Annotated in this window: 24 protein-coding genes and 2 pseudogenes; 11 read left to right on the forward strand and 15 right to left on the reverse strand. The window is 71.6% G+C overall.

The window, feature by feature from the left end:
* Positions 1–42: 42 nt before the first annotated feature.
* From IE217_RS31735 to IE217_RS31750, 4 genes and pseudogenes are all read right to left on the reverse strand, one after another.
* Positions 43–855: pseudogene (locus IE217_RS31735) on the reverse strand (IS110 family transposase); the annotation flags it as partial.
* Between the two features lie 297 nt (positions 856–1,152).
* Positions 1,153–1,761 (reverse strand): TetR/AcrR family transcriptional regulator, encoded by a 609-nt coding sequence (locus IE217_RS31740; protein WP_190181419.1) that lies wholly within the window; start codon positions 1,759–1,761, stop codon positions 1,153–1,155.
* Complete coding sequence (locus tag IE217_RS31745; RefSeq protein ID WP_190181420.1) at positions 1,758–2,582, reverse strand: sugar phosphate isomerase/epimerase family protein; 825 nt, start codon at positions 2,580–2,582, stop codon at positions 1,758–1,760. Before IE217_RS31745 ends, IE217_RS31740 begins: the two co-directional genes overlap by 4 nt.
* Before the next feature lie 128 nt (positions 2,583–2,710).
* Positions 2,711–3,631 (reverse strand): annotated as a pseudogene (locus tag IE217_RS31750) (Ppx/GppA family phosphatase); the annotation flags it as partial.
* A gap of 242 nt (positions 3,632–3,873) precedes the next feature.
* Here IE217_RS31750 and IE217_RS31755 point away from each other — a divergent pair.
* The gene (locus IE217_RS31755; RefSeq protein WP_373298174.1) at positions 3,874–4,698 is read left to right on the forward strand and encodes a DUF3109 family protein; all 825 of its coding nucleotides are present in this window, start codon (positions 3,874–3,876) and stop codon (positions 4,696–4,698) included.
* Positions 4,699–4,792: 94 nt separating this feature from the next.
* Here the strand turns inward: IE217_RS31755 and IE217_RS31760 are convergent, their stop codons facing one another.
* Positions 4,793–6,502 carry a BACON domain-containing protein gene (locus IE217_RS31760; protein ID WP_190181422.1) on the reverse strand — a complete coding sequence of 570 codons (1,710 nt, stop codon included), beginning with the start codon at positions 6,500–6,502 and terminating at the stop codon, positions 4,793–4,795.
* Positions 6,503–6,662: 160 nt separating this feature from the next.
* On the opposite strand from IE217_RS31760, the gene radA reads away from it, so the two are divergent.
* Both radA and disA read left to right on the forward strand, forming a co-directional pair.
* On the forward strand, positions 6,663–8,072 hold the full coding sequence (radA, locus tag IE217_RS31765; protein ID WP_190181423.1) for a DNA repair protein RadA: 1,410 nt from the start codon (positions 6,663–6,665) through the stop codon (positions 8,070–8,072).
* Positions 8,073–8,153: 81 nt separating this feature from the next.
* Complete coding sequence (gene disA / locus IE217_RS31770; RefSeq protein WP_190181424.1) at positions 8,154–9,278, forward strand: DNA integrity scanning diadenylate cyclase DisA; 1,125 nt, start codon at positions 8,154–8,156, stop codon at positions 9,276–9,278.
* A 144-nt stretch (positions 9,279–9,422) separates the two neighbouring features.
* Here disA and IE217_RS31775 read toward each other — a convergent pair whose 3' ends face one another.
* Entirely contained in the window at positions 9,423–10,271 is an 849-nt protein-coding gene (locus IE217_RS31775) for a hypothetical protein (RefSeq protein WP_190181425.1), read from the reverse strand.
* Between the two features lie 225 nt (positions 10,272–10,496).
* On the opposite strand from IE217_RS31775, the gene IE217_RS31780 reads away from it, so the two are divergent.
* From IE217_RS31780 to cseC, 5 genes are all read left to right on the forward strand, one after another.
* Positions 10,497–11,435 carry an HhH-GPD family protein gene (locus IE217_RS31780; protein WP_190181426.1) on the forward strand — a complete coding sequence of 313 codons (939 nt, stop codon included), beginning with the start codon at positions 10,497–10,499 and terminating at the stop codon, positions 11,433–11,435.
* Between the two features lie 328 nt (positions 11,436–11,763).
* Entirely contained in the window at positions 11,764–12,303 is a 540-nt protein-coding gene (locus tag IE217_RS31785) for a SigE family RNA polymerase sigma factor (RefSeq protein ID WP_030177423.1), read from the forward strand.
* Positions 12,291–12,944: a hypothetical protein gene (locus IE217_RS31790; protein WP_190181427.1), complete on the forward strand. Its 654-nt coding sequence runs from the start codon at positions 12,291–12,293 to the stop codon at positions 12,942–12,944. Before IE217_RS31785 ends, IE217_RS31790 begins: the two co-directional genes overlap by 13 nt.
* A gap of 242 nt (positions 12,945–13,186) precedes the next feature.
* The gene (cseB, locus tag IE217_RS31795) at positions 13,187–13,888 is read left to right on the forward strand and encodes a two-component system response regulator CseB (protein ID WP_190181428.1); all 702 of its coding nucleotides are present in this window, start codon (positions 13,187–13,189) and stop codon (positions 13,886–13,888) included.
* 11 nt (positions 13,889–13,899) lie between these two features.
* Complete coding sequence (cseC, locus tag IE217_RS31800; RefSeq protein WP_190181429.1) at positions 13,900–15,249, forward strand: two-component system sensor histidine kinase CseC; 1,350 nt, start codon at positions 13,900–13,902, stop codon at positions 15,247–15,249.
* A 13-nt stretch (positions 15,250–15,262) separates the two neighbouring features.
* On the opposite strand, the gene IE217_RS31805 is transcribed toward cseC, so the two are convergent.
* The 3 genes from IE217_RS31805 to IE217_RS31815 all read right to left on the reverse strand — a co-directional run bounded on the left by IE217_RS31805 (position 15,263) and on the right by IE217_RS31815 (position 17,987).
* Positions 15,263–15,709 carry a VOC family protein gene (locus IE217_RS31805; protein WP_190181430.1) on the reverse strand — a complete coding sequence of 149 codons (447 nt, stop codon included), beginning with the start codon at positions 15,707–15,709 and terminating at the stop codon, positions 15,263–15,265.
* Between the two features lie 78 nt (positions 15,710–15,787).
* A complete protein-coding gene (locus IE217_RS31810; RefSeq protein ID WP_229865759.1) occupies positions 15,788–16,222 on the reverse strand; it encodes a helix-turn-helix transcriptional regulator in 435 nt (144 codons plus the stop codon).
* Positions 16,223–16,385: 163 nt separating this feature from the next.
* On the reverse strand, positions 16,386–17,987 hold the full coding sequence (locus tag IE217_RS31815) for an MDR family MFS transporter (RefSeq protein WP_190181431.1): 1,602 nt from the start codon (positions 17,985–17,987) through the stop codon (positions 16,386–16,388).
* Between the two features lie 151 nt (positions 17,988–18,138).
* Between IE217_RS31815 and IE217_RS31820 the strand changes: the two genes are divergently transcribed.
* Positions 18,139–18,735 (forward strand): TetR/AcrR family transcriptional regulator, encoded by a 597-nt coding sequence (locus IE217_RS31820; RefSeq protein ID WP_190181432.1) that lies wholly within the window; start codon positions 18,139–18,141, stop codon positions 18,733–18,735.
* 230 nt (positions 18,736–18,965) lie between these two features.
* On the opposite strand, the gene IE217_RS31825 is transcribed toward IE217_RS31820, so the two are convergent.
* Positions 18,966–19,547, reverse strand: coding sequence for a M23 family metallopeptidase (locus IE217_RS31825; RefSeq protein ID WP_190181433.1), 582 nt, complete (start codon positions 19,545–19,547; stop codon positions 18,966–18,968).
* A gap of 458 nt (positions 19,548–20,005) precedes the next feature.
* On the opposite strand from IE217_RS31825, the gene IE217_RS31830 reads away from it, so the two are divergent.
* A complete protein-coding gene (locus tag IE217_RS31830) occupies positions 20,006–20,647 on the forward strand; it encodes an HAD family acid phosphatase (protein WP_190181434.1) in 642 nt (213 codons plus the stop codon).
* 79 nt (positions 20,648–20,726) lie between these two features.
* Here IE217_RS31830 and IE217_RS31835 read toward each other — a convergent pair whose 3' ends face one another.
* Positions 20,727–23,252, reverse strand: coding sequence for an ATP-dependent Clp protease ATP-binding subunit (locus IE217_RS31835; protein ID WP_190181435.1), 2,526 nt, complete (start codon positions 23,250–23,252; stop codon positions 20,727–20,729).
* A 441-nt stretch (positions 23,253–23,693) separates the two neighbouring features.
* Here IE217_RS31835 and IE217_RS31840 point away from each other — a divergent pair, with 441 nt between their 5' ends.
* Positions 23,694–24,374, forward strand: coding sequence for an SCO3374 family protein (locus IE217_RS31840; RefSeq protein WP_190181436.1), 681 nt, complete (start codon positions 23,694–23,696; stop codon positions 24,372–24,374).
* Here IE217_RS31840 and IE217_RS31845 read toward each other — a convergent pair.
* From IE217_RS31845 to IE217_RS31860, 4 genes are all read right to left on the reverse strand, one after another.
* Positions 24,353–24,691, reverse strand: coding sequence for a histone-like nucleoid-structuring protein Lsr2 (locus IE217_RS31845; protein WP_190181437.1), 339 nt, complete (start codon positions 24,689–24,691; stop codon positions 24,353–24,355). The two genes, IE217_RS31840 and IE217_RS31845, sit on opposite strands and share 22 nt — an antisense overlap.
* A gap of 207 nt (positions 24,692–24,898) precedes the next feature.
* On the reverse strand, positions 24,899–25,432 hold the full coding sequence (locus IE217_RS31850) for an amino-acid N-acetyltransferase (RefSeq protein WP_190181438.1): 534 nt from the start codon (positions 25,430–25,432) through the stop codon (positions 24,899–24,901).
* Positions 25,433–25,441: 9 nt separating this feature from the next.
* Positions 25,442–25,882, reverse strand: coding sequence for a BlaI/MecI/CopY family transcriptional regulator (locus IE217_RS31855; RefSeq protein ID WP_229865775.1), 441 nt, complete (start codon positions 25,880–25,882; stop codon positions 25,442–25,444).
* A gap of 132 nt (positions 25,883–26,014) precedes the next feature.
* A complete protein-coding gene (locus tag IE217_RS31860) occupies positions 26,015–26,203 on the reverse strand; it encodes a hypothetical protein (RefSeq protein ID WP_190181440.1) in 189 nt (62 codons plus the stop codon).
* Positions 26,204–26,226: the final 23 nt, after the last annotated feature.

Genomic DNA, 26,226 nt, shown 5'->3' on the forward strand with positions numbered 1-26,226 from the left:
GGGCCAGGGTGGGCCTGGCGGTGCCCCGCATCACTGCCCATTAGGGTGGGCCTCCAGCAGTGCCTCGATCCGGGCTTCCAGGGCCCGGCGTTGTTCGTGGACGGCGGCCAGCGACTTCGCCAGCGACGGGACGATCACGTCGAGGGTGTTGGTGCCCGGAACGATGACCGTCTGCTCGTCGAGTGCGGTGAAGATGTCGTCGACCAGTCGTTCGGCCATGCGCGGGGCTCTGGGCCGGACAACCTCGACCAGCTTGCGGCGGCCTGCCTTGCGCAGGGCCTGCGGGGATCCGTGACGCTCGAGGAGCCAGGTCACCGCCTGGTGGTCCAGGCGCGGGCCCAGGACGCGCTCGAGGCTGGGGTGGAACTGGGTGAGCAGGCCGCGGATGCGGTTGGAGGTGCGGTTGGCCTCGCCGGCGAGGTCCTGGTCGAAGCCGACCAGCATGGTCAGCTCGGCGGTGACCTCGTCGGTCAGGTCGAGGGTGCGCAGGGTGTGGGGCATGATGCGGGCGGCGTCCGCGATGACGGCCGCGTCCTTGGCATCGGTCTTGGCCTCGCCGGGGTAGAGATCGGCGATCCGCCGCATCGCCAGTCCGGGCAGGTAGGCGACCTGGCAGCCCGCGTCCCGGGCCACCGTCAGGGGCAGGGCGCCGATGGACGCGGGCTGGTCCACGACCACCAGAACCGTGCCGAACTTGGCCGTGAGCTTGTCGAAAACGGCCCGCAGCTTCGGTTCGCTGTTCGGCAGCGGCTTGTCGAAGACCGTCTTCCCGGCCGGGGTCAGACCGTGGCCGTGATGCGTCTGCTTGCCGACGTCCAGGCCCAGGAAGACGCCCACCCCGTCGATGCTGATCACCGTGCCCCCACATGTGTCGACGCGTGCCGGCCTCAAGGTCGGGAGCCGTTCTCGCGCATCCACGTTATGCAGACCTGCCGCCCGCAAGCGGCCGGGCATTGCGCCCGGCCGGACGGTGGCCGGACCTCTGATCAGCGTCTGTGACGGCACCCCTCGGACCCGGTGACACCACCCCCCAGGTCATCCCATCGACAGGGGGCAACAGTCATGCCGGGCCCGGAGGCCAGCGGCCCTCTTGCAGGACCGCGAAGAAGATAACGGGGCTTGCCCTTGCGCGTGGCCCTCGGGGGGCGCACCTCACGGTCCCGTCAGATGCCCCTGCACCACCGGGGCGACCCTGGCGATGATCTGCTCGACGTCCGCCGACGCCAGCGGCTCCACCTTGATCACGTACCGCAGGATCGCGCAGCCCACCAGCTGTGCGGCCGCGAGCTCGGCGCGCAGTTCCGCGTCCGGCCGGTCGAAGCGGCCGGCGATGCGGCGCAGCAGCTGGGAGGCGACCAAGCGGCGGAAGACGGCGGCCGCGGTGTCGTTGTTCAGGGCCGAGCGGACGATCGCCAGCAGGGGTGTGCGGGTGGCCGGGTTCTCCCAGACGCCGAAGATGAAGCGGGCCAGGCGTTCGCCCACGGCGTCCAGGGGGGCGTCGGCGAGCGCCTCCGGGGCGTCCAGCGCGGGCGCGAAGGCCACCTCGATGGCCGCCGCGAAGACCTGCTCCTTGGTGCCGAAGTAGTGGTGGACGAGGGCCGGGTCGACGCCGGCCGCCTTGGCGATGCCGCGCACGGAGGCCCGGTCGTAGCCGCGCTCGGAGAACTCCTCGCGGGCCGCGGTCAGGATGTGGTCGCGGGTGTCGGCGGTCTCCTCGCGGCGGGGCCGGCCGCGGCGGCGGGGCACGGTGGTGCCGCTCATCGCCGGGGCACCCGCACCGAGGACGCCAGGTGCAGCCGGGTGAAGGCCAGGGCCTCGGCGAGGTCGGCCTCGCGCTCGGCGCCGGACATGGCGCGCCGGGTGTTGACCTCGATGACGACGTGGCCGTCGAATCCGGAGCCGGCGAGACGTTCCAGCAGCTGTCCGCAGGGCTGTGCGCCGCGGCCGGGCACCAGGTGCTCGTCCTTGGCGGAGCCCTTGCCGTCCGCGAGGTGCACGTGCCCGAGGCGGTCGCCCATGCGGTCGGCCATCTCCAGGGCGTCGGTGCGGGCGGTCGCCGCGTGGCTGAGATCGATCGTGAAGTGGCGGTAGTCGTCCTTCGTGACGTCCCAGTCGGGGGCGTACGCGAGCATCTCGCGGTCGCGGTAGCGCCAGGGGTACATGTTCTCCACCGCGAACCGCACGTCCGTCTCGTTCGCCATCCGCCAGACGCCGGCGACGAAGTCGCGGGCGTACTGCCGCTGCCAGCGGAAGGGCGGGTGGACCACGACCGTGCTCGCGCCGAGCTTCTCGGCGGCGGCCCTGGCGCGCTGGAGCTTGACCCAGGGGTCGGTCGACCACACCCGCTGGGTGATCAGCAGGCAGGGGGCGTGAACGGCGAGGATCGGGATCTGGTGGTAGTCGCTGAGTCTGCGCAGCGCGTCGATGTCCTGGCTGACCGGGTCGGTCCAGACCATGACCTCGACACCGTCGTACCCGAGGCGCGCGGCGATCTCGAAGGCCGTCGCCGTCGACTCCGGGTACACAGAGGCCGTCGACAGGGCGACCTTCGCATCCGGGATGCGCACGACTGGCTCTGCCATGGGGGACAGGTTACGGGGTGCGTCCGGGGAGTGCGGGCCGCCTATTGGCCGTTGTGGTCTTCGCCATGTTCGGCGGCCGGTCCGTTCAGCGGCTCGCGCCGGGGGGCGGGGCCGGGGGCGGAACCGTCCATGTGGTCGAGGTGGCGCAGGATCACGCCCTCGCGCAGGGCCCAGGGGCAGATCTCCAGGCGCTCCACGCCGAACAGGTCCATCGCCCCCTCGGCGACCAGGGCGCCCGCGACCAGCTGGCCCGCGCGGCCGTCGGAGACGCCGGGCAGCTCGGAGCGCTCGTCGGCCGTCATGGCGGCCAGCCTCGGCACCCAGCCCTCCAGGGACTCGCGCTTGAGCTCGCGCTGGACGTACAGCCCCTCCGCGGAGCGGGCCGCGCCGGCTATGCGGGCCAGCTGGCGGAAGGTCTTGGAGGTGCCCACCACGTGGTCGGGGGCGCCGAAGCGGCTGAACTCGCCGACGGTCCGCGCGATCTCCGTGCGCACATGGCGGCGCAGCGCCCTGACGTCCTCCGGGTCCGGCGGGTCGCCGGGCAGCCGGCCCGCGGTGAGCCGGCCCGCGCCGAGCGGCAGGGACACGGCCGCGTCCGGGTCCTCGTCGATGCCGTACGCGATCTCCAGGGAGCCGCCGCCGATGTCCAGGACCAACAGTTTCCCCGCCGACCAGCCGAACCAGCGGCGGGCGGCGAGGAAGGTCAGGCGGGCCTCCTCCTCGCCGCTGAGCACCTGCAGCTCGACCCCGGTCTCGGTGCGCACGCGCGCGAGGACGTCGTCGGCGTTGCCCGCCTCCCGCACGGCGGAGGTGGCGAACGGCAGCAGGTCCTCGACACCCTTGTCCTCGGCGGCCTGCATCGCGTCCTTGATCACCGAGACCAGGCTGTCCACGCCGTCGGGACCGATCGCGCCGTCCGCGTCGAGGAGTTGGGCCAGGCGCAGTTCCGCCTTGTGCGAGTGCGCGGGCAGCGGGCGCGCGCCGGGGTGGGCGTCGACCACCAGCAGGTGGACCGTGTTCGAACCCACGTCGAGGACACCGAGTCTCATGTACGGAACGCTACTGCCACCTGGGCCGCCCTCAGCCCCCGATGCCCGGACCGGTGCCCTTGACGTCCGCGCCGGGAGGGTCCCGCGCGGGACGCCGGGCGACTTACCCTGGACGGGTGCCAAAGACGAAAAAGGCGAAGACCGATAAATCGTCGGCTGCGGACCCGGCGAAGGCGGGGAAGCAGGGAAAGCCGGAGAAGGCGGGGAAACCAAGGAAGCCGGAACAGCGGGGGAAGCAGGACGTGCGGTCCGACGAGAAGGGACTCGACTTCGCGCGCGCGTGGGTGGAGTTCCCGGATCCGGCGGACGACGAACAGGTCTTCCGCTGTGATCTGACATGGCTGACCTCCCGCTGGAACTGCATCTTCGGAAGCGGCTGCCAGGGCATCCAGGCGGGCCGCGCGGACGACGGGTGCTGCACGCTGGGCGCGCACTTCTCCGACGAGGACGACGAGAAGCGGGTCGCCGGGTACGTGGCGAGGCTCACGCCGGACGTCTGGCAGAACCACGCCGAGGGCACGCGCAACGGCTGGGTGTCCGAGGACGAGGAGGGCTCCCGGCAGACCCGCCCCTTCCAGGGCTCGTGCATCTTCCAGAACCGGCCCGGTTTCTCCGGGGGCATGGGCTGCTCGCTGCACATCCTGGCGCTGCGCGAGGGCCGCGAGCCGCTGGAGACCAAGCCGGACGTGTGCTGGCAGCTGCCGGTGCGGCGGACCTTCGAGTGGATCGACCGCCCCGACGACACGCGCGTGCTCCAGGTGTCGATCGGTGAGTACGACCGCCGGGGCTGGGGCCCGGGCGGCCACGACCTGCACTGGTGGTGCACCTCGGCCACCTCGGCCCACGGCGCGGGCGACCCGGTGTACGTCTCCTACCGCGCGGAACTGACCGAGCTGATGGGCAAGGCGGGCTACGACCGCCTGGTCGAGCTGTGCGAGCAACGTCTGGCCTCCCAGCTGCCCCTGGTGGCACCGCACCCGGCGGACCCCGCCCGGCCCGCGGACCCCGCCCGGCCCGCGGACCCCGCCGGGCCCGCGAGCCCCGGTGGGCCGGCGGACGCCGTCTGACCGGTGGCGGCCCAGCTGTCCGACGGTTCCGGTGGCGGCCCAGCTCTCCGACGGTTCCGGTGGCGGCCCAGCTGTCCGACTGACCGGTGGCGGTCTAGCTGTTCGACGGTGCCGGTGTGCCGGGCTGCGGGGATGCGGAGCTCTCCGGGGCCGACGGGGGCGGACCGGACGGCGGCGGTCCCGAGGGCGGCGGGGCGCTTGGCGACGAGGTCGTCGGGGGTGCCGAGGGCTGCGGGGTCGGTGAGCCCGGGGAGCCGGTCGGGGGCGCGGTGGGCGTGGGGCCCTGTGTGGCCGGCGGGTCGCTGGGGGACGGCCGGCCCGGTGGGCGGGACGGGCTCGGCGCCGTGCCGTGGCCGTCGATGGTCACCACGGCCCCGGCCGGGGCGATCGCCACGCGCGCGGTCCAGTGGCCGGACGGCTCGCGCAGCGGGTCGACGTACACCTTGACCGTCACCGACTCGCCCGGCGCGAGTGTTCCCGAGGAGCGGCTCGGAGAGAGCCAGGACGCCCCGGTGGAGGCCGACCAGTGGACGGGCCCGGAGCCGGACGCGGTCAGGGTGATCAGGGTGGTGTCGCCGGAGTTCGCCGCGGTCACCGTCAGGTCCCCGCTCTTGTGCCCGGCGCCCGCGACGCTGACGACCTCCACGGAGACGTCCGGGCCGGTACGGGCGTTGCCCGCGTTCTCGTAGCCGCCGCCCGCCTCCTCGCCGCCCAGCACCGCCGGGTCGCGCGCCTCGTGCGCGGTGGCGGTGGGGCCGCCGCCCTGCCCCTCGCCGGTCGGGGCGCCCCGGTAGGCCGCCCACAGGGCGAGCACGGGCGCGGCGACGACGGTGGCGACGACGGTCGTCGTGACGGCACGCGCGCGCAGCCGGTCCCTGCGGGCCGCGCGGTCCTTGGGGTCCATGGGGTAGCCGCGCCGGTCGAAGCGCGGGACGGCGCCCCGCGCGGGTGGATGGTGGACCATGGCGACGTGCAGGGCGGCCCGGGGCGCCGGCAGGACGGGCAGCTCGGCGGGCGTGACCGTGGCGCCGGGCCACCGGCCGGGCATCGCGCGCTCTGCGCCGCGGCGGCAGCGCGGGCAGTCGTCGACGTGCCGGACCAGCTCGCGCCGCAGCGCCGTGCTGAGCACGAGCCCGCCGTCCCCGGTGAGCCGCGCCACACTCGGGCAGGCGCCGCTCTCCACGACCGCGAGCGCCGCGCGGGTGCGCTCCACCTCGCAGGCGGCGGAGGCGAGGAGTTCGCGGGTGGCGGCAAGGCCCAGGCCGAGGACGGCGGCGACCTCGTGGGCGGCGAGGTGGTGGCGTACGGCGAGTTCGAGCGCCTCGCGCTGCTCGGGGCTGGTGCCGGCGGCCTCCGGCCAGGCCAGCAGGGCCAGTTCGCGCTGCCGCTCCTGCTGCGCGTCCCCGTCGGCCTGGGAGCCGGCGGGCGGCACCGCCCGCTCACGCCCGCCGCCTCCGCGGCCGGAGGCGTGCGTGCCCTGGCGTCTGTGTCTGGACTCGGCCAGCCTGCGCAGGCACGCCCAGCGGGCCAGCGCGTACAGCCAGGCCCGCCGCTCCCCCGCGGCCACGGGAACCCGCTGCCCGCGCCGCTCGGCGAACGCCAGCGCGTCCCCGAGGGCGGCGGTGGCCGAGTCGTGGTCGCACAGCACCGACAGGCAGTAGGTGAACAGGCCGTCGAGGTACGGCTCGTAGCGCGCGGGCGGGCGCTGCGCCAAGGTGCGCGCGGCAGCGCGGTCGCGCGCCTCGCGGTGCGCCCGGTGTGCGCCGGTCATGCGGATCGAGGTCTCCGGACTGCTGCTCATCACCCGTGCGACCGTAGGCGGCCCGGGATCGCCCGCTCCCGCCCCCTCACCACATTTAATTCGTACGGGTGAAACGATCCCTCATACGGGGACGGGCAGGCACACGGGCCGCGCCGCACGGCCGGGGCCCGCGTTGTCAGTGGCGGCGGCTACGGTTTCGTCCATGGCCACGCGTACGAAGACCACCAGGGACCGCCCGTCCTACCGCTGCACGGAGTGCGGCTGGCAGACGGCCAAGTGGCTCGGCCGCTGCCCCGAGTGCCAGGCCTGGGGCACGGTCGAGGAGTACGGCGCGCCCGCAGTCCGTACGACGACGCCGGGCCGCGTCACCAGCTCCGCCGTGCCCATCGGCCAGGTCGACGGCCGCCAGGCGACCGCCCGCTCCACCGGCGTCGCCGAGCTGGACCGCGTGCTCGGCGGCGGACTCGTCCCCGGCGCGGTCGTGCTGCTCGCCGGCGAGCCCGGCGTCGGCAAGTCCACGCTGCTGCTGGACGTGGCCGCCAAGGCGGCGAGCGACGAGCACCGCACGCTGTACGTGACAGGCGAGGAGTCCGCGAGCCAGGTGCGGCTGCGCGCCGACCGCATCGGCGCCATCGACGACCACCTGTATCTGGCCGCCGAGACCGATCTGGCCGCCGTCCTCGGCCACTTGGACGCGGTCAAGCCCTCCCTGCTGATCCTCGACTCGGTGCAGACGGTGGCCTCGCCGGAGATCGACGGCGCCCCCGGCGGCATGGCGCAGGTGCGCGAGGTGGCGGGCGCGCTGATCCGCGCCTCCAAGGAGCGCGGGATGTCCACCCTGCTGGTGGGCCATGTCACCAAGGACGGCGCGATCGCCGGCCCGCGCCTGCTGGAGCACCTGGTGGACGTCGTGCTCCACTTCGAGGGCGACCGGCACGCGCGCCTGCGCCTGGTCCGCGGCGTCAAGAACCGCTACGGCGCGACGGACGAGGTCGGCTGCTTCGAGCTGCACGACGAGGGCATCACGGGCCTGGCCGACCCCAGCGGCCTGTTCCTGACCCGGCGCGACGAGCCGGTGCCCGGCACCTGCCTGACCGTCACCCTGGAGGGCCGCCGCCCGCTCGTCGCGGAGGTGCAGGCGCTCACGGTCGACTCCCAGATCCCCTCCCCCCGGCGCACCACGTCGGGCCTGGAGACCTCCCGCGTGTCGATGATGCTGGCCGTGCTGGAGCAGCGCGGCCGGATCAGCGCGCTCGGCAAGCGGGACATCTACTCGGCGACGGTCGGCGGCGTGAAGCTGTCCGAGCCGGCCGCCGACCTCGCCGTCGCCCTCGCGCTGGCGTCGGCCGCGAGCGACACCCCGCTGCCCAAGAACCTCGTCGCGATCGGCGAGGTGGGCCTCGCGGGCGAGGTCAGACGGGTCACGGGCGTGCAGCGCAGGCTCTCCGAGGCGCACCGCCTGGGCTTCACGCACGCGCTCGTCCCGGGCGATCCGGGCAAGGTCCCGCCGGGCATGAAGGTTCTGGAAGTGGCCGACATAGGGGACGCGCTGCGGGTGCTGCCGCGCGGCCGTCGCCGAGAGGCCCCGCGGGAGCAGGAGGACCGCCGGTAGACTTTGCCCTGGTCTCGCCCGTCCGTACGAACCGAGTGTGCGAAACGGGAGGCCGGAAGAACCTGCGACCGGAGGAGTGCAGTGGCAGCCAACGACCGGGCGGCAGCTCCCGGAAAGTCCGGCGGGAGTTCCGGTGCCGATGGCCTGATGCGCGCCTCACTGAGCGCCGTGGCTCCCGGCACGGGCCTGCGGGACGGACTCGAGCGGGTGCTCCGCGGCAACACCGGTGGGCTCATCGTGCTCGGCTCCGACAAGACCGTCGAGGCGATGTGCACGGGCGGGTTCGTGCTGGACGTCGAGTTCACCGCGACCCGGCTGCGCGAGCTGTGCAAGCTGGACGGCGGCATCGTGCTCTCCTCGGACCTGTCGAAGATCCTGCGGGCGGGCGTGCAGCTGGTCCCGGACCCGACGATCCCGACCGAGGAGACCGGCACCCGGCACCGCACCGCGGACCGCGTCAGCAAGCAGGTCGGCTTCCCGGTGGTCTCCGTCTCGCAGTCCATGCGGCTCATCGCGCTCTACGTCGACGGCCAGCGCCGGGTCCTGGAGGACTCCGCGGCGATCCTCTCCCGCGCCAACCAGGCCCTGGCCACCCTCGAGCGCTACAAGCTGCGCCTGGACGAGGTCGCGGGCACCCTGTCGGCGCTGGAGATCGAGGACCTGGTGACGGTCAGGGACGTCTCGGCGGTCGCGCAACGCCTGGAGATGGTCCGCCGCATCGCCACCGAAATCGCCGAGTACGTGGTGGAGCTGGGCACCGACGGCCGTCTTCTCGCCCTCCAGCTGGACGAGTTGATCGCGGGTGTCGAGCCCGAGCGCGAACTGGTCGTGCGGGACTACGTGCCCGAGCCCACCGCCAAGCGCTCGCGCACCGTCGACGAGGCCCTCGCCGAGCTGGACGCGCTCAGCCACGCCGAGCTGCTGGAGATGTCCACGGTGGCCCGCGCCCTGGGCTACACCGGCTCGCCCGAGACCCTCGACTCGGCGGTCTCGCCGCGCGGTTTCCGGCTGCTCGCCAAGGTGCCGCGGCTGCCCGGCGCCATCATCGACCGCCTGGTCGATCACTTCGGCGGGCTCCAGAAGCTGCTGGCCGCCAGTGTGGACGACCTCCAGACGGTGGACGGCGTCGGCGAGGCGCGGGCGCGCAGCGTGCGCGAGGGACTGTCGCGGCTGGCCGAGTCGTCGATCCTGGAGCGCTACGTCTGACGAGCGCCGCCGGCCCGCCCCCGGCACGGGCTGCGTCCGCCGAGCGACGCCCGCCCGCGCGCCCCGGCACGGGCTGCGCCTGACGAGCGCCGCCCGCCCGAACGCCTCCGGCGCGGGCCGGCCCGTACCGACCGCTTCAGGCCGTCAGTCCGCCGACAGCACGAACGACGTCTGCAACTTCCCGTATCCCGGCACCTGTGCCTGCACCAGATACGTGCCTGCTCCCGCCGATCCGGCCGGAGGCGTCGCGCACTGCGGGGCGCTGGGCCTGCGGTCCCACCGCAGGGTGTAGGTGATGCCGCTGCCCGCCGGCACCCGGTACAGCAGGCTCCCGGCGCCCTTCGGGCAGTCGGCCGACGACCAGTAGTCGTCGCTGCTGCCGGCCTGGGTGACCGTCACCACCGCGGACTTCGGGCCGAGGTCGATCTTGCAGTCACTGCCGGAGGTGTTCTTCGCGGTCACCTCGAACTCCGGCGACTGGCCGGGCGAGTAGGAGTTGCGCACGCTGCGCAGCGTCAACTTGACCGCTCCGGAGGTGCAGTTGGGCAGCGTGGTGTCGGCGGGCAGGGTCGCGACCGTACCGCCGCCGCCCTTGGCCCCGTCGCCCGTGACCACGATCCCGCCTCCGGAGCCGGAGCCCGAGCCCGAACCGTCCCCGCCCGTACCGGCGGAGCCGCCCGAGCCGGACCCCGAACCGTCACCGGACCCGGAGCCCGACCCCGTGCCGGACCCGTCGCCGCCGCTGGACTCGTCGCGCCCGCCGGGGTGTTGACTGATCGCGGGGCCGGACTGGGAGGGTCCCGGGGTGATCGTGGAGGGGGTGGGATTCTTGCCGTCGGAACCGCCGCCGTTGTCGTGGTGACCCCCGCCGCCGGAGGTGAGGATCCAGGCGATCAGCAGCGTCAACAGGGCGACCACGGACAGCAGTACGACCCTCCGGCGCCAGTAGATGGAGGGGGGTAGCGGCCCGACGGGTTTGCGCAGAGATCCCACGGCCCAAACTGTACGAGAGATCCCCCGCTTCCCCCGCCCCACCCGCCGCGACGAGCACAACTTTTCCGGATCATCATTCCGGCAACCTCCGTACGGGCGACCCCTTTTACGCCTGCCGCGACCGCGCGGTCACGCTGCGTCACCCTCTTGCCCGTTGGGCCGCCCGCGCCGTACCCCCCGGCCTCCCACGGCGGCCGACCCCCGCGTGGCAGGATCGGAGGTGCCATGACTGCGCCCACACTGCCCCCACACAGCGACCCCACCACCACGGCCCCGGCCCCCGGCCCGCTCGGCGAGACCCTGCACACCCAGGTCATCGGCTGGTTCGACGACAACGCCCGCGACCTGCCCTGGCGGCGTCCCGAAGCGGGCGCCTGGGGGGTGATGGTCAGCGAGTTCATGCTGCAGCAGACCCCCGTCAGCCGGGTACTGCCGGTCTACGAGCAGTGGCTCAGCCGCTGGCCCCGCCCCGCCGACCTCGCCAAGGAGGCGCCGGGCGAGGCGGTCCGCGCCTGGGGCCGGCTCGGCTACCCCCGCCGCGCCCTGCGCCTGCACGGCGCCGCGGTCGCCATAACGGAACGGCACGGCGGGGACGTACCGGCCGAGCACGCCCAACTGCTCGCCCTGCCGGGCATCGGCGAGTACACCGCCGCCGCGGTCGCCTCCTTCGCCTACGGCCAGCGGCACGCCGTCCTCGACACCAATGTGCGCCGGGTCCTCGCCCGCGCGGTCACCGGAGTGCGCTACCCGCCCAACGCCACCACGGCCGCCGAACGCCGGCTCGCCCGCACCCTGCTGCCCGAGGACGACCGGACCGCGGCCCGCTGGGCCGCCGCCTCCATGGAGCTCGGCGCGCTGGTGTGCACGGCCAAGAACGAGTCGTGCGCGCGCTGCCCGATCGCCGCGCACTGCGCCTGGCGGCTCGCGGGCAAGCCGGAGCACGAGGGGCCGCCGCGCCGCGGACAGACGTACGCCGGTACGGACCGGCAGGTGCGCGGCAAGCTGCTGGCGGTGCTGCGGGATGCCCACACGCCGGTGCCGCAGGCGCTGCTCGACCGGGTGTGGCACGAGCCGGTCCAGCGGGCCCGGGCCCTGGACGGTTTGGTCGCGGACGGTCTGGTGGAGCCACTGCCGGGCGGGCTGTACCGGCTGCCGCTCACCTGACACGGCCTCACTTCACAGAGGGGACACAGCTTCAAGTCGCGTCACGGGCGCCTGTGTCACGGACGCACGCGTCTTCCTGTGACCCAAATCACCACAAAAACGGACCAATCGGAGAGCCCCCTTACCCCGAACCTACTTCCGTTACACAACCGACGCACAGCCGAGGGCTAGCCGAAGGCTGCCTCGGACAACGCCGTGACAACCCCTCCGTACCTTCATTTGCGTGCCCGACAGGCACCGGGCGGCTGCCGACCACAGCCCGCCCGCGACCAAAGCTTGAGTACCGGCGGAAGCCGGGTCGGCAAACGGGGATCGGAGGCGGTTGAACATGGCGCAGGGCGAGGTGCTCGAGTTCGAAGAGTACGTGCGCACCCGGCAGGACGCGCTGCTGCGCAGCGCGCGCCGGCTGGTGCCGGACCCGGTCGACGCCCAGGACCTGCTCCAGACGGCGCTGGTACGGACGTACGGCCGCTGGGAGGGCATTGCCGACAAGCGGCTCGCGGACGCCTATCTGCGCCGCGTCATGATCAACACGCGCACCGAGTGGTGGCGTGCGCGCAAGCTGGAGGAGGTGCCCACCGAGCAGCTCCCGGACGCCTCGGTCGAGGACTCCACCGAGCAGCACGCCGACCGGGCGCTTCTCATGGACATCATGAAGGTTCTCGCCCCCAAGCAGCGAAGCGTCGTCGTCCTGCGACACTGGGAGCAGATGTCCACGGAGGAGACGGCCGCGGCCCTCGGCATGTCCGCGGGCACGGTCAAGAGCACGCTGCACCGGGCGCTCGCCCGGCTCCGCGAGGAGCTGGAGGCCCGCGATCTGGACGCACGCGCGCTGGAGCGTGAGGAGCGGGAGCGTTGCGCGGCCTGACCGGCCCCGGGCCCATCCGGGCCCAGGACACCTTCCAGGCGGCGATCACGGCGGTGGCCGTGCTCGCCGCCCTCGCCCTTTTGGTGTCCGCCTGCGGGACCGGCGGCACCGGCGCCCGTGACGAGGGGCCGGCCCACGCGAGCTCGGTGGCGGGCGCCGCGACGACGGCCTCCCCCAGCCCCTCGGACACCCCGGAGCGGGTGGACGCGGTGCGGCTGGTCAAGGACGACCCGAAGGTCTCGGCCTCGGTCAAGCGTGGCCTCAAGCCCTGCGCCGCCGACGAGTACCCCGTCGACGTCTCCTACGGCCACCTCACCGGCGGCCCGGTCGACGACATAGTGGTCAACGTGCTGACCTGCGGCGACGCGGTGGGCGTGGGCGCCTATGTGTACCAGGCGCAGGCGGGCGGCTACCAGAACGTGTTCCGCAACGAGGAGCCCCCCGTCTACGCGGAGATCGACCGCGGCGACCTCGTGGTGACCAAGCAGGTCTACGAGAAGGGCGACCCGGTGTCGAATCCGTCCGGCGAGGACGTGATCACGTACCACTGGTCCGGCACGCGGTTCACCAAGGAGTACAGCACGCGCAACGAGTACAGCAAGGCCGTCGGCGGCGGCCCCTCGCCGGTCCCGGACAACTGACCACGGCCGGCCGCGAGAGAGAATTGCCGTGGCGTGAACCGATCGGGCCTACCGGTCCGATCCTTTGGTGAACCGGTCGGAAGTGAACGCGATCGGCCGCCGCGGCGTCCACACAGTGAGCGCGCCGCGCGGCCGGGCGTCCACCGGTCGCCGCGTGCCACCGGGACGCGCCACGGGGCGCGGCACGGCGCGTCACGGCAACCGGACCACGAAGAAGCGACACGAGGACTGAGAGCACCGGGATGGCAGAGCAGACCCACGTCCTGTTCGTCGAGGACGACGACGTCATCCGCGAGGCCACACAGCTCGCCCTGGAGCGGGACGGTTTCGCGGTCACGGCCATGCCCGACGGCCTGTCGGGCCTGGAGGCGTTCCGGGCCAGGCGGCCCGACATCGCGCTGCTGGACGTCATGGTCCCCGGCCTCGACGGAGTCAGCCTGTGCCGGCGCATCCGTGACGAGTCGACCGTGCCCGTGATCATGCTGTCCGCGCGCGCCGACTCCATCGACGTCGTCCTCGGTCTCGAGGCGGGCGCCGACGACTACGTGACCAAGCCGTTCGACGGCGCGGTGCTGGTCGCCCGGATCCGCGCGGTGCTGCGCCGCTTCGGGCACGCCGGCGGCGACCGCTCCGAGCCGGACGCCGCGGACGTGGACGGCGGGGTGCTGACCTTCGGCGACCTGGAGGTCGACACCGAGGGCATGGAGGTGCGCCGGGCCGGGCAGCCGGTCGCGCTCACCCCCACCGAGATGCGGCTGCTGCTGGAGTTCTCCTCCGCGCCGGGCACGGTGCTCTCCCGCGACAAGCTCCTGGAGCGGGTGTGGGACTACGGCTGGGGCGGTGACACCCGCGTCGTCGACGTCCATGTGCAGCGGCTGCGCACCAAGATCGGCCAGGACCGCATCGAGACGGTCCGCGGCTTCGGTTACAAGCTGAAGGCCTAGGCGGGCGGACGATGCGGGGGAACACGCGGCGCCTGCTCACGGGGCGCCTGGAACACGCGGACATCCGCACGGGGCTCAGATGGAAGCTCAGCGCGGCCATCGCACTGGTCGGCGCGCTGGTGGCGGTCGCGCTGAGCCTGGTGGTGCACAACGCCGCCCGGGTGTCGATGCTGGACAACTCGCGGGACTTCGCCGACCAGCGGCTCGTGCTCGCCCAGAGCATCTACGAGCGTCCCGGCCGGCGGCCCAACTTCGCCGACGCCAAGATCGACGACCCGATGCTGCCGCACGCGCTGCGGGAGAAGGTGGGCGAGGGACGGCGGGCCACCTTCGTCACCGACCACCACGGCAGCCCCGACATCTGGGCGGCCGTACCGCTCAAGGACGGACATGTGCTGTCCATCCACACCCACTTCACCGACCGCAGCATCAACATCCTGAACGACCTCGACCAGGCGCTGGTGATCGGTTCCATCGCGGTCGTCCTCGGCGGCAGCGCGCTGGGCGTGCTCATAGGGGGTCAGCTCTCGCGCCGGCTGCGCAAGGCCGCGGCCGCCGCGAACCAGGTCGCCAAGGGCGAGACCGACGTACGGGTGCGGGAGGCCATCGGGGGCGTCGTACGCGACGAGACCGACGACCTGGCGCGCGCGGTCGACGCGATGGCGGACGCGCTCCAGCAGCGCCTGGAGGCGGAGCGGCGGGTGACCGCGGACATCGCGCACGAGCTGCGCACCCCGGTGACCGGCCTGCTCACGGCCGCCGAGCTGCTGCCGCCCGGCCGCCCCACGGAGCTGGTCCTGGACCGGGCGAAGGCCATGCGCACGCTCGTGGAGGACGTGCTGGAGGTGGCGCGGCTGGACGGCGCCTCGGAGCGGGCCGAGCTCCAGGACGTGATGCTCGGCGAGTTCGTCGCGCGGCGGGTGGCGGCCAAGGACCCGGACGTCGAGGTGCGGGTGGTGCACGAGTCCATGGTCACCACCGACCCCCGGCGCCTCGAGCGGGTGCTGTTCAACCTGCTCGCCAACGCCGCCCGGCACGGCAAGCCGCCGATCGAGGTGACCGTCGAGGGGCGGGTCATCCGGGTGCGCGACCACGGCCCGGGCTTCCCCGCCAACCTCCTCGCCGAGGGGCCCAGCCGGTTCCGCACCGGCAGCGCGGACCGCGCCGGGCACGGCCACGGGCTGGGCCTGACCATCGCGGCCGGTCAGGCGCGGGTGCTGGGCGCCCGCCTGACCTTCCGCAACGTGCGCCCGGCGGGCGCCCCGGACAACATCCCGGCCGAGGGCGCGGTGGCCGTCCTCTGGCTGCCGGAGCACGCGCCGACGAACACCGGCAGCTATCCGACGCTGCCGGGACAGTGAGCCTGCGGCGGGGTCAGCTCGCCCAGTCCTTGTCCGTGTCCAGACCGCCCTCACGCCGCTGGGTGAAGGAGAACCAGTTGCCGGAGTCGTCGCGGAAGAGGGCCTCGGTGCCGTAGGGCCGCTCCTGCGGCTCCTGGAGGAACTCCACACCGCGGTCCTTGAGCCGCTTGTAGTCACCGTGGATGTCGTCGGTGGCCAGCACGCCGGCGCCGAGCGCGCCCTTGGCGACGAGCTTCCTCATCATCTCGGCCGACTCCGGGTCCATGGCGGGCGGCCCCGGCACCATGAGCGTCAGCTCCACGTCGGGCTGGCCGGGGGCGCCGACCGTGAGCCAGCGCATCCCGCCCTCCCCCATGGTCATGTCGGTGCGGACCTCCAGGCCGAGCTTGTCGGTGTAGAACTCCTTGGCCCGGTCCTGGTCGAGGACCCAGACGGTGGTGATGGCGAGCCCCTTGATCACGGCGTCTCCCGGGGGTGCGCGGGCCCGTGCGGACGGGCCCTGGGTGTCGTTGCGCTGCCACCGTAGGCAGGGCGGGGATCAGCGCGCTTCTCCGGAATTGCGCTGTGGCGGCGGCTCGGCGCCGGGGCGGAAACCGCCGGCCCAGAGCATGGCGTAGCACCCGGGTATGAGCGCGGCGCCTCGGCCGACGTGCCGCGTGCGGTACTCCCTCGGGGTGAGGCCGGTGCGGGCCTTGAACCGGGCCGAGAACGTGCCCACGCTGCTGAAGCCGACCAGGTGGCAGATCTCGGTCACCGACAGGTTCGCGGTGCGCAGCATCTCCTCGGCGCGCTCGATGCGGCGGTGGGTCAGGTACTGGCCGGGTGTCTCGCCGTAGGCCTCGCTGAAGGCGCGGATGAAGTGGTAGCGCGAGTATCCGGCGTGCGCCGCCACCGTTTCCAGGTCCAGCCCCGGATCCGCCCAGTCCCGGTCCATGGCGTCCTTCGCCAGCCGCAACTGCCGCATCTTGTCCATGCCCCGATGGTGACACGGGGCTCTGACAGCCCCCCGCACAGCGAAGACCCCCGGAGCGGAGACACTCCGGGGGTCTTCAGCAGCTCGGCCGCCGGTGATCGGCCAGCGGGCGGGTCGGCCCCTAGGTCGGCCAGGCTGGCACCGACCGTGCGGAGGCCTGGCGTCAGACGGCCTCCGCCACTTCCGCGTGGGCTACGGCCTCGCTCGCGCCGTCGCCGTCGGTGGGCTTGGCGGCGGACGGGCCGGTGCCCTTGAGCGGCACCTCCTTGACGAAGAGGGCCGCGACCAGCGCGACCACCGCGACCACCGAGCCCAGCAGGAACGCCGAGTGGGTACCGGCGGACACCGCGTGCTGGTAGGCCTCGCGCGCCACCGCCGGCAGCTTCTGCAGGCTCTTGGCGTCCAGCTGCGCGGACTTCTCGGTGATCTTGGAGCCGACCGAGCCGGCCCGCTCCGCCATGACGTGCGAGACACGGTTGTTGAACAGCGCGCCCATGATCGCCACGCCGAAGGACGAGCCGAGCGTGCGGGACAGGGTGGTGGTCGAGGAGGCCACGCCCATGTCCTTCATCTCCACGCTGTTCTGCGCGACCAGCATGGTGATCTGCATCAGGCAGCCCATGCCCGCGCCGAGCACCGCCATGTAGAGGCCGGAGGTGAGACGGGTGGTGCCGGTGTCCATCAGGGACAGCAGGTACAACCCGGCGATCATCAGTACGCCGCCGACGATCGGGAAGATCTTGTAGCGGCCGCTGTTGGTGGTGACCCGGCCCGCGACCAGCGAGACGACCATCATCGCGCCGAGCATCGGCAGGAGCAGCAGGCCGGAGTTGGTCGCCGAGGCGCCCTGCACCGACTGCTGGTACAGCGGCAGGAAGAGCACCGCGCCGAACATCACGAAGCCGGTGATGAAGCCGATCAGCGACATCAGGCTGAAGTTGCGGCTGCGGAAGATGTGCAGCGGCACGACCGGCTCGGCGGCCTTGGTCTGCCAGAACAGGAACCCGACCAGCGCGGCCACGCCGATCGCGATCAGCTCCATGATCCGCGCGGACGTCCAGGCGTACTCCGAGCCGCCCCAGGTGGTGACGAGCACGATGGCGCTGATGCCGAGGGTGAGCAGCGCCGCGCCCAGGTAGTCGACCCGCGCCTGCGCCCGCTTCTTCGGCAGGTGCAGTACGGCGCTGATCGCGGCGAGAGCCACCACGCCGAGCGGCAGGTTGATGTAGAAGGCCCAGCGCCAGCCCCAGTTGTCGGTGATGGTGCCGCCGACCAGCGGGCCGCCGATCATCGCGAGCGCCATGACGCCGGCGATCATGCCCTGGTACTTGCCGCGCTCCCGGGGCGGGATCAGGTCGCCGATGATGGCCATCACGCCGACCATCAGACCGCCGGCCCCGAGGCCCTGGACGGCGCGGAAGCCGATCAGCTCGCCCATGTTCTGCGCCATGCCGCTCAGCGCGGAGCCGGCCAGGAAGATCACGATCGAGGTCATGAAGGCGCCCTTGCGCCCGTACATGTCGCCGAGCTTGCCCCACAGCGGGGTGGCCGCGGCGGTCGCGAGGGTGTACGCGGTCACCACCCAGGACAGGTGCTGGAGGCCGCCGAGTTCACCGACGATGGTCGGCATCGCGGTGCCCACGATCATGTTGTCGAGCATCGCGAGCATCATCGCGATCATGAGAGCGAGCAGGACGACCCGCACGCTCCTCGGTTGTTTGCCGGCCGGCACTGGGTCCGTCCCGGTCGTCTCTGTGTCCGCCATCGCTCCCACTCCCCCAACTGCTTTCCTACTTACTTGCCGACCGGCAAGTTGACTACACTCTGGAAGGTAGAGCGTTTACTAGCCGGGCGTCAAGTAAGTTTCCACTGGCCTGTCGGCAGGTAAGTTTTCTCCGAGCGCGAGGAGTACGAGGATGGGCGGCACCATGGACGGCACCAAGCAGCAGCGCCGCGGAAACACCCGCCAGCGCATCCAGGACGTCGCGCTCGAACTCTTCGCCGAGCAGGGCTACGAGAAGACCTCCCTGCGGGAGATCGCCGAGCGGCTGGACGTCACGAAAGCGGCGCTCTACTACCACTTCAAGACCAAGGAAGAGATCATCGTCAGCCTCTTCGAGGACCTGACGCAGCCGATCGAGGAACTGATCGAGTGGGGCCGCCGTCAGCCGCACACGCTTGAGACCAAGCAGGAGATCGTCCGCCGCTACGGCCAGGCTCTCGCCGGCGCGGCGCCCCTGTTCCGCTTCATGCAGGAGAACCAGGCGACGGTGCGCGAGCTGCGCATCGGGGACGCCTTCAAGGACCGCATGGCCGGTCTGCGGGACATCATCATCGACCCGGACGCGAGCCTGACCGACCAGGTCCGCTGCATCAGCGCCCTGTTCACGCTGCACGCCGGGATGTTCGTGATGCGCGACCTCGAGGGCGACCCCGAGGACAAGCGCAAGGCCGTCCTCGAGGTCGCCATCGACCTGGTGACCCAGGCCCACCAGGGCAGCCGTACCGCCTGAGGCGCTCCCGCCGCCCGAGGCGCTCCTGGCGCCCGAGGCGGCCCCGCCGCCCGAGGCGCTCCTGGCGCCCGAGGCGCTCCTGGCGCCCGAGGCGGCCCCACCGCCCCACCGCCCTGCCGCCCGGCCGGCCGTGCCGCCCTACGACGACGGACCGCCGCCCCGCTGGTTCGTCAGCGGGGCGGCGGTCCGTCGCCTGCGTCGCGGGGTGGCCGCGGGGCGTCAGGCCTCGCTCAGACCTTCACGCCGTGGGCGTGCAGGAAGGCGACCGGGTTCACGGCGGAGCCGTAGTTCGGGGTGGTGCGGATCTCGAAGTGCAGGTGCGGGCCGGTGGTGTTGCCGGTGTTGCCGGACAGGGCTATGTGCTGACCGGTGGCGACGACCTGGCCGACCTTCACGTCGATCCGGGAGAGGTGCGCGTACTGCGAGTACGTGCCGTCGCCGTGCTTGATCACGATGGCGTTGCCGTACGCCGGGCCGTCACCGCCGCCGTTGGGACCGGCCTTGACGACGGTGCCGCCGTGGGCCGCGACGACCTCGGTGCCCACCGGAACGGCGAAGTCCTGGCCGCTGTGCTTGTGCATCCAGTGGCTGCCGCCCTGGTCGAAGCTGGCGGTCAGGGTGTAGTGCTGCACCGGGTCAACCCAGGCGGCCGCCGACTTGGCGACGGCGGCGGTGGGAGCCGCCGCGGTCTCGGCGGCGGACGCTACTCCCGCACCCATGGCGACCGAGACCCCCAGGCCGGCGGCCAGGACGGCGGCGCGGGTACGGAGCTTGGTCGTACGGGCGGAACGGGACGTGGCGCGCTGGAACATCGAAACCTCTGGGGGTGGGGGACATGAGAACCACCCGGACGTTTCTGCCTTCACCGGGCGGGGCCCCACCTTGGTAACCCCGCCGGACGGCGCCGCTCAAACACCCCCACTACTACGCAAAGCCGTACCACTGGACAGTGTTCTACGTCTCTTGACGTACCGCTCATTTAGGACAAATCCCCTGTAGAGACCCCATGAGGGCTCATTCTCCCGGGTCATATGTCCGCTTTTTCTACCCCTGTCCGGCACTAATCGGCGTAGTAGGGGACGAAACGCCTGTGCGCCATGTCACCGGGAAGCGGGGTGGCGGCCCTTGTGCATGTGACGGACCTCATGTGGCCCGCGTCTCAGCACAGTTACCGACAAGTAACCATCCGGCCCCCTTCCCGTCACCCCGCCCGTCCAGCATGCTCACAACAAATCCGCAGCGTCACGAACGCGAGAGGAACCCCCCACCCATGACCACAGGCACCTGGACGCGCCGCATCGGCCTGACCGCCGTCGCCACGCTCGCCGCCACGGCACTGACCGTGCCGGTGGGCGCGCAGGCCGCGTCCACGGACACGGCGGCCACCACGACGGACGCGGCCGCGACGGCGTCCGGGAAGGTCGACTACGGCACCTGGCAGAAGGACTGCCAGGCCGTGATGGACCAGGCCCTGCCCTATCTCCAGCAGCGGATCGCCGACGGCGGGGCGGGCGAGAAGCGGGCCATCGTGTTCGACATCGACAACACGACCCTGGAGACCGACTTCGGCTTCAGCTACCCGCAGCCCGCCAACAAGCCCGTGCTGCGCGTCGCCCAGTACGCCCAGGACCACGGCGTCGCGCTGTTCTTCGTCACGGCCCGCCCCGGCATCATCGAGGAGCCGACGGAGTACAACCTGAAGCACGACGGCTACCACGTGGACGGTCTCTACGTCCGCGGGCTTTTCGACCTGTTCAGGAACGTCGCCGACTACAAGACCGCCAAGCGCGCCGCCATCGAGGCCAAGGGCTACACGATCATCGCGAACATCGGCAACAGCGCCACCGACCTCTCGGGCGGCCACGCGGAGAAGACCTTCAAGCTGCCCGACTACAACGGTCAGCTCTCCTGAGGGCCCTCAACCCTCCGGACAGCACGAAGGGGGCTGCCCCGGGACCTGGGTCCCGGGGCAGCCCCCTTCGCTCGGCGCCTTACGCGTCCTTGCTCAGGTTCGGACCGGCTCCGCCGGCCGCCTGCTCGATCGGCGGGACGTCGGGCAGGGCCGACTTCTCCTCACCGCGGAAGGTGAAGGTCTGGGTGTCGCCCTCGCCCTCGGTGTCCACGACCACGATGTGACCGGGACGCAGCTCGCCGAAGAGGATCTTCTCGGAGAGCGAGTCCTCGATCTCGCGCTGGATCGTCCGGCGCAGCGGCCGGGCGCCCAGGACCGGGTCGTAGCCCTTCTTGGCCAGCAGTTCCTTGGAGGACTGGGAGAGCTCGATGCCCATGTCCCGGTCCTTCAGGCGCTCGTCCACCTTGCCGATCATCAGGTCGACGATCCGCAGGATGTCCGCCTGCGTGAGCTGCGGGAAGACCACCACGTCGTCGACGCGGTTGAGGAACTCGGGGCGGAAGTGCTGCTTGAGCTCGTCCGACACCTTGTTCTTCATGCGCTCGTAGTTGGTCTTCGTGTCACCCGTGGCCGCGAAGCCCAGGTTGAAACCCTTGGAGATGTCCCGGGTGCCGAGGTTGGTCGTCATGATGATGACGGTGTTCTTGAAGTCCACGACCCGGCCCTGGGAGTCGGTCAGGCGACCGTCCTCCAGGATCTGCAGCAGCGAGTTGAAGATGTCCGGGTGGGCCTTCTCGACCTCGTCGAACAGGACGACCGAGAACGGCTTGCGGCGCACCTTCTCCGTCAGCTGACCGCCCTCCTCGTAGCCCACGTAGCCGGGGGGCGAACCGAAGAGGCGGGAGACCGTGTGCTTCTCGCTGAACTCCGACATGTCGAGGGAGATCAGCGCGTCCTCGTCGCCGAAGAGGAACTCCGCGAGCGCCTTGGACAGCTCGGTCTTACCGACGCCGGACGGGCCGGCGAAGATGAACGAGCCACCGGGACGCTTGGGGTCCTTCAGACCCGCGCGGGTGCGGCGGATCGCCTTGGACAGCGCCTTGACGGCGTCGTCCTGGCCGATGACCCGCTTGTGCAGCTCCTCCTCCATGCGGAGCAGGCGGCTGGACTCCTCCTCGGTCAGCTTGAAGACCGGGATGCCGGTGGCCGTGGCGAGGACCTCGGCGATCAGCTCGCCGTCGACCTCCGCGACGACGTCCATGTCGCCGGCCTTCCACTCCTTCTCCCGCTTGGCCTTGGCGGCCAGGAGCTGCTTCTCCTTGTCGCGCAGGGAGGCGGCCTTCTCGAAGTCCTGCGAGTCGATCGCGGACTCCTTGTCCCGGCGCACGGCGGCGATCTTCTCGTCGAACTCGCGCAGGTCCGGCGGCGCGGTCATCCGGCGGATGCGCATCCGGGAGCCGGCCTCGTCGATCAGGTCGATCGCCTTGTCCGGCAGGAAGCGGTCCGAGATGTACCGGTCGGCCAGGGTGGCGGCCTGGACCAGCGCCTCGTCGGTGATGGAGACGCGGTGGTGCGCCTCGTACCGGTCGCGCAGGCCCTTGAGGATCTCGATCGTGTGCGGCAGGGACGGCTCGGCGACCTGGATGGGCTGGAAGCGGCGCTCGAGGGCCGCGTCCTTCTCCAGGTGCTTGCGGTACTCGTCCAGCGTGGTCGCACCGATGGTCTGGAGCTCACCGCGGGCCAGCATCGGCTTGAGGATGCTCGCCGCGTCGATGGCGCCCTCGGCGGCGCCCGCACCGACCAGCGTGTGCAGCTCGTCGATGAACAGGATGATGTCGCCGCGGGTGCGGATCTCCTTGAGCACCTTCTTCAGGCGCTCCTCGAAGTCACCGCGGTAGCGGGAGCCGGCGACCAGGGCGCCGAGGTCCAGGGTGTAGAGGTGCTTGTCCTTGAGGGTCTCGGGCACCTCGCCCTTGACGATGGCCTGGGCGAGGCCCTCGACGACGGCGGTCTTGCCGACGCCGGGCTCACCGATCAGCACCGGGTTGTTCTTGGTACGGCGGGAGAGCACCTGCATGACCCGCTCGATCTCCTTCTCGCGCCCGATGACCGGGTCGAGCTTGGACTCACGAGCGGCCTGGGTGAGGTTCCGGCCGAACTGGTCGAGGACCAGGGACGTCGAGGGGGTGCCCTCGGCAGGGCCGCCGGCGGTGGCGGTCTCCTTGCCCTGGTAACCGGAGAGCAGCTGGATGACCTGCTGCCGCACCCGGTTCAGATCAGCGCCCAGCTTGACCAGGACCTGGGTGGCGACGCCCTCGCCCTCACGGATCAGGCCGAGCAGGATGTGCTCCGTGCCGATGTAGTTGTGGCCCAGCTGAAGGGCCTCGCGGAGCGACAGCTCCAGGACCTTCTTGGCACGGGGAGTGAAGGGGATGTGGCCCGAGGGCGCCTGCTGGCCCTGGCCGATGATCTCCTCCACCTGCTGGCGGACCGCCTCGAGCGAAATCCCGAGGCTCTCAAGGGCCTTGGCGGCGACACCCTCACCCTCGTGGATCAGGCCCAGGAGGATGTGCTCGGTGCCGATGTAGTTGTGGTTGAGCATCCGGGCTTCTTCCTGAGCCAGGACGACAACCCGCCGCGCGCGGTCGGTGAACCTCTCGAACATCGTTAATCGCTCCTCAGAGCGGTCAGGCAGTGGGGGGAACTTCCCCTCCCTGTCCTTCCGCAGCTTAGTCCCGCAAGCGGGGACCGCTCATTCCAACTGCCGACACCGTCGATGGCCTCCTGACCCCGAACGCCGACATCTGCTCCAACCCGATGGTGCGAGACGATGTTCCCGCAGGCCAGGCAGTTACCCCAGTCGCCAGTACGCCGATGGCGAACGTGAGACTCCTTTGCCCGGGCACGGTCTGCGTGTCGCCCCCTCCCACTAGGGATGTCTTACCCGGGCCGACTGACACTCCATGCCGCGCGCCCCCGTTCCCTCCGCTATGGGCGAACAACTTCGCGCTCCCTCCCGCTTCCGCACGCCCCCCTGTTCGACACAGCGCGCACGCACGAACACACTATGCGTAACCACTTGGCCCCCGGGGCTGTTGCACCAGACATGGCCGGCAGCCTTCCCACGCTTCCTCTTCCCGTCCCGCTCCCCCGTCTGCCCCTCGGCCCCAGGGACGCGGACGTCCCGGGCGTCCCGGACGACGGCGGGCGGCACTGGTACGAGAACGAACTGGGCTGGGCGACGGTGCCCGGCACACCGGTACGACTTGTCGTGGGCCGCCGCTTCGACGTGCTGGACGTGCCGCTGGAGGCGGGACGGGCGGCGCTGCGCCATCTGGGGCCCGGATCCCCGGTGGCCGTCCAGGCCGACCGGATGCGGCTGCTGGTGGCCGCGGGCAGCGCGGACGAGCTGCCGGGGCTGCTGGAGTGGCTGGAGTGGGGCGCGCTGGACCTGGACCTGGTCGCGCTGGGCGCGGGCGCGCTGACGGAGGCGCCGCTGCCGCCCCGCACGGAGCGCGACGGGGCGCGCGGGGTCACGGAAGGCGCGCGCGGTTCACAGGGGGCCGCCGTGTGGCTGCGGCCCCCCGAGCCGGGGTGCGAGGTCGAGGCCTCGCTGCCGACGCTGTCGGCGCTGGGGTGCCCCGCGGACACCCCCGATCTCGTACGAATCGTGGACACGGCGGCGGCGCACTGCCACCGAATCCGGCTGCGGCGCGCGTGTGCGCGGCCGCCCGCCTTCCCCCAGGGCCTTCGGCCCGGTGAGCGTCAGCCGTTGGCCTTCTCGTAGGCCTCGCGGATGGACGCGGGGACACGGCCGCGGTCGTTGACCTCGTAACCGTTCTCTTTCGCCCACGCGCGGATCTGCGCGGTGTCCTGGCTGCCGCCGGAAGAAGCGCGCGACGCCTTTCCTCGGCCGCCGGAAGCGCGGCCACCGGTACGACGGCCACTCTTGACGTACGGCTCGAGAAGGCCACGGAGCTTGTCCGCATTGGCGGTGGTGAGATCGATCTCGTACGTCTTGCCGTCCAGCGCGAACGTCACGGTCTCGTCCGCCTCGCCGCCGTCGAGGTCGTCGACAAGAAGGACCTGAACCTTCTGTGCCACCGGATTTCCTTTCATCGATAACGTGAGGGCCGGGGTGGTCGGCGTCCGCCGTTTCGCCGTCCCTTGTTATATGCAGTACTGCAGTACGTCGGAAAGCAAACCGCTTTTGCGGGAAAAACACAAACCCCTGGGGAGAGGCCGACCGTCCACCCCGACCGGAAACATGCGCGTTTCGGACATAGGGAACGCGGGCAATGACGATGACGATCACAGATGCAGAAGCATCCGGCTGTTGCCCAAGGTGTTCGGTTTCACTCGTTCGAGACCCAGGAACTCCGCGACACCCTCGTCATAGGAACGCAGCAGCTCGGCGTAGACATCGGTGTCGACAGGCGTCTCACCGATCTCGACGAAGCCGTGCTTGCCGAAGAAGTCGACTTCGAAGGTCAGGCAGAAAACCCGGCGAACACCGAGCCACCGCGCGGTCTGCAGCAACTTCTCCAGCACCCGGTGGCCCACGCCGGCGCCCTTCAGGCCGGGCTTGACCGCGAGAGTGCGCACTTCGGCGAGGTCTTCCCACATCACGTGCAGTGCGCCGCAGCCGACGACCTCCGCGTTGTCGTCCCGTTCGGCGACCCAGAACTCCTGGATGTCCTCGTAAAGCGTCACGGTCGCTTTGTCGAGCAGGATGCGCTCGCGCACGTAGGTGTCCAGCAGTCGGCGCACGGCCGGGACATCGCTGGTCCGGGCCCGCCGGACGGTGATGGCTTTTGCGGTGACTTCGGGGCGCTCAGCGGACATGAGCGGACGCTATCGCCCGCGGCCGTCCTGTGCCGAGCCGGGGTTCTCGCCGAGGGTTTCGGAGGCTTCCGCGGTATCCGGGACTTCGGGGGCGCCTTCCGGGGGTGGCGCGGTGATGCCCCCGGCGGTTCCTTCCACGATGCGAACGGCATCGCGCAGAGCCTGCCGCTGTTCGTCGCTCATCATCCCGAAGAAGGCTACGAGAGCGGCGGCGGCGTTGTCGCTCTGGGACCAGGCGTCGTTCATCAGCGCGGCGGCGTAGGCGGCGCGAGTGGAGACCGCCTCATATCGATAGGCCCGGCCCTCGGCTTCGCGGCGCACCCAGCCCTTGTGATGGAGATTGTCCAAGACGGTCATCACCGTGGTGTACGCGATGGACCGTTCCCGCTGAAGGTCTTCCAGGACTTCCCGAACGGTCACCGGGCGGTTCCACTTCCACACCCGCGTCATGACCGCGTCTTCGAGTTCTCCCAATGGGCGAGGCACTCTCAGCACAATAGTGCAGACACGTACAAAACGGGCGCACGACAGCGCGGCACGGCTGGGGCCGTGCCGCGCTGTCGGTACGAGTCGTACGACCGGTCAGGCGTCGGTGGACGCGGGGCCACCGGAGGTCTTGGGGCCGCTCTGCGCCCGTGCGAGGGCGGCGTCGACGGCCGCGTCCTCCTTGGCCTTGGCAGCCCCGCCCTGGGTCTTCACGATCACCCTGACGAGAGCGACGAAGAACACGGCCATCACGACCGGCGGGACGAGTGCGGAGACGTAGTCCATGACTCCAGAGTAGCCAGGGCGGC

Source organism: Streptomyces naganishii JCM 4654 (assembly GCF_014650575.1).
Classification (GTDB): domain Bacteria; phylum Actinomycetota; class Actinomycetes; order Streptomycetales; family Streptomycetaceae; genus Streptomyces; species Streptomyces naganishii.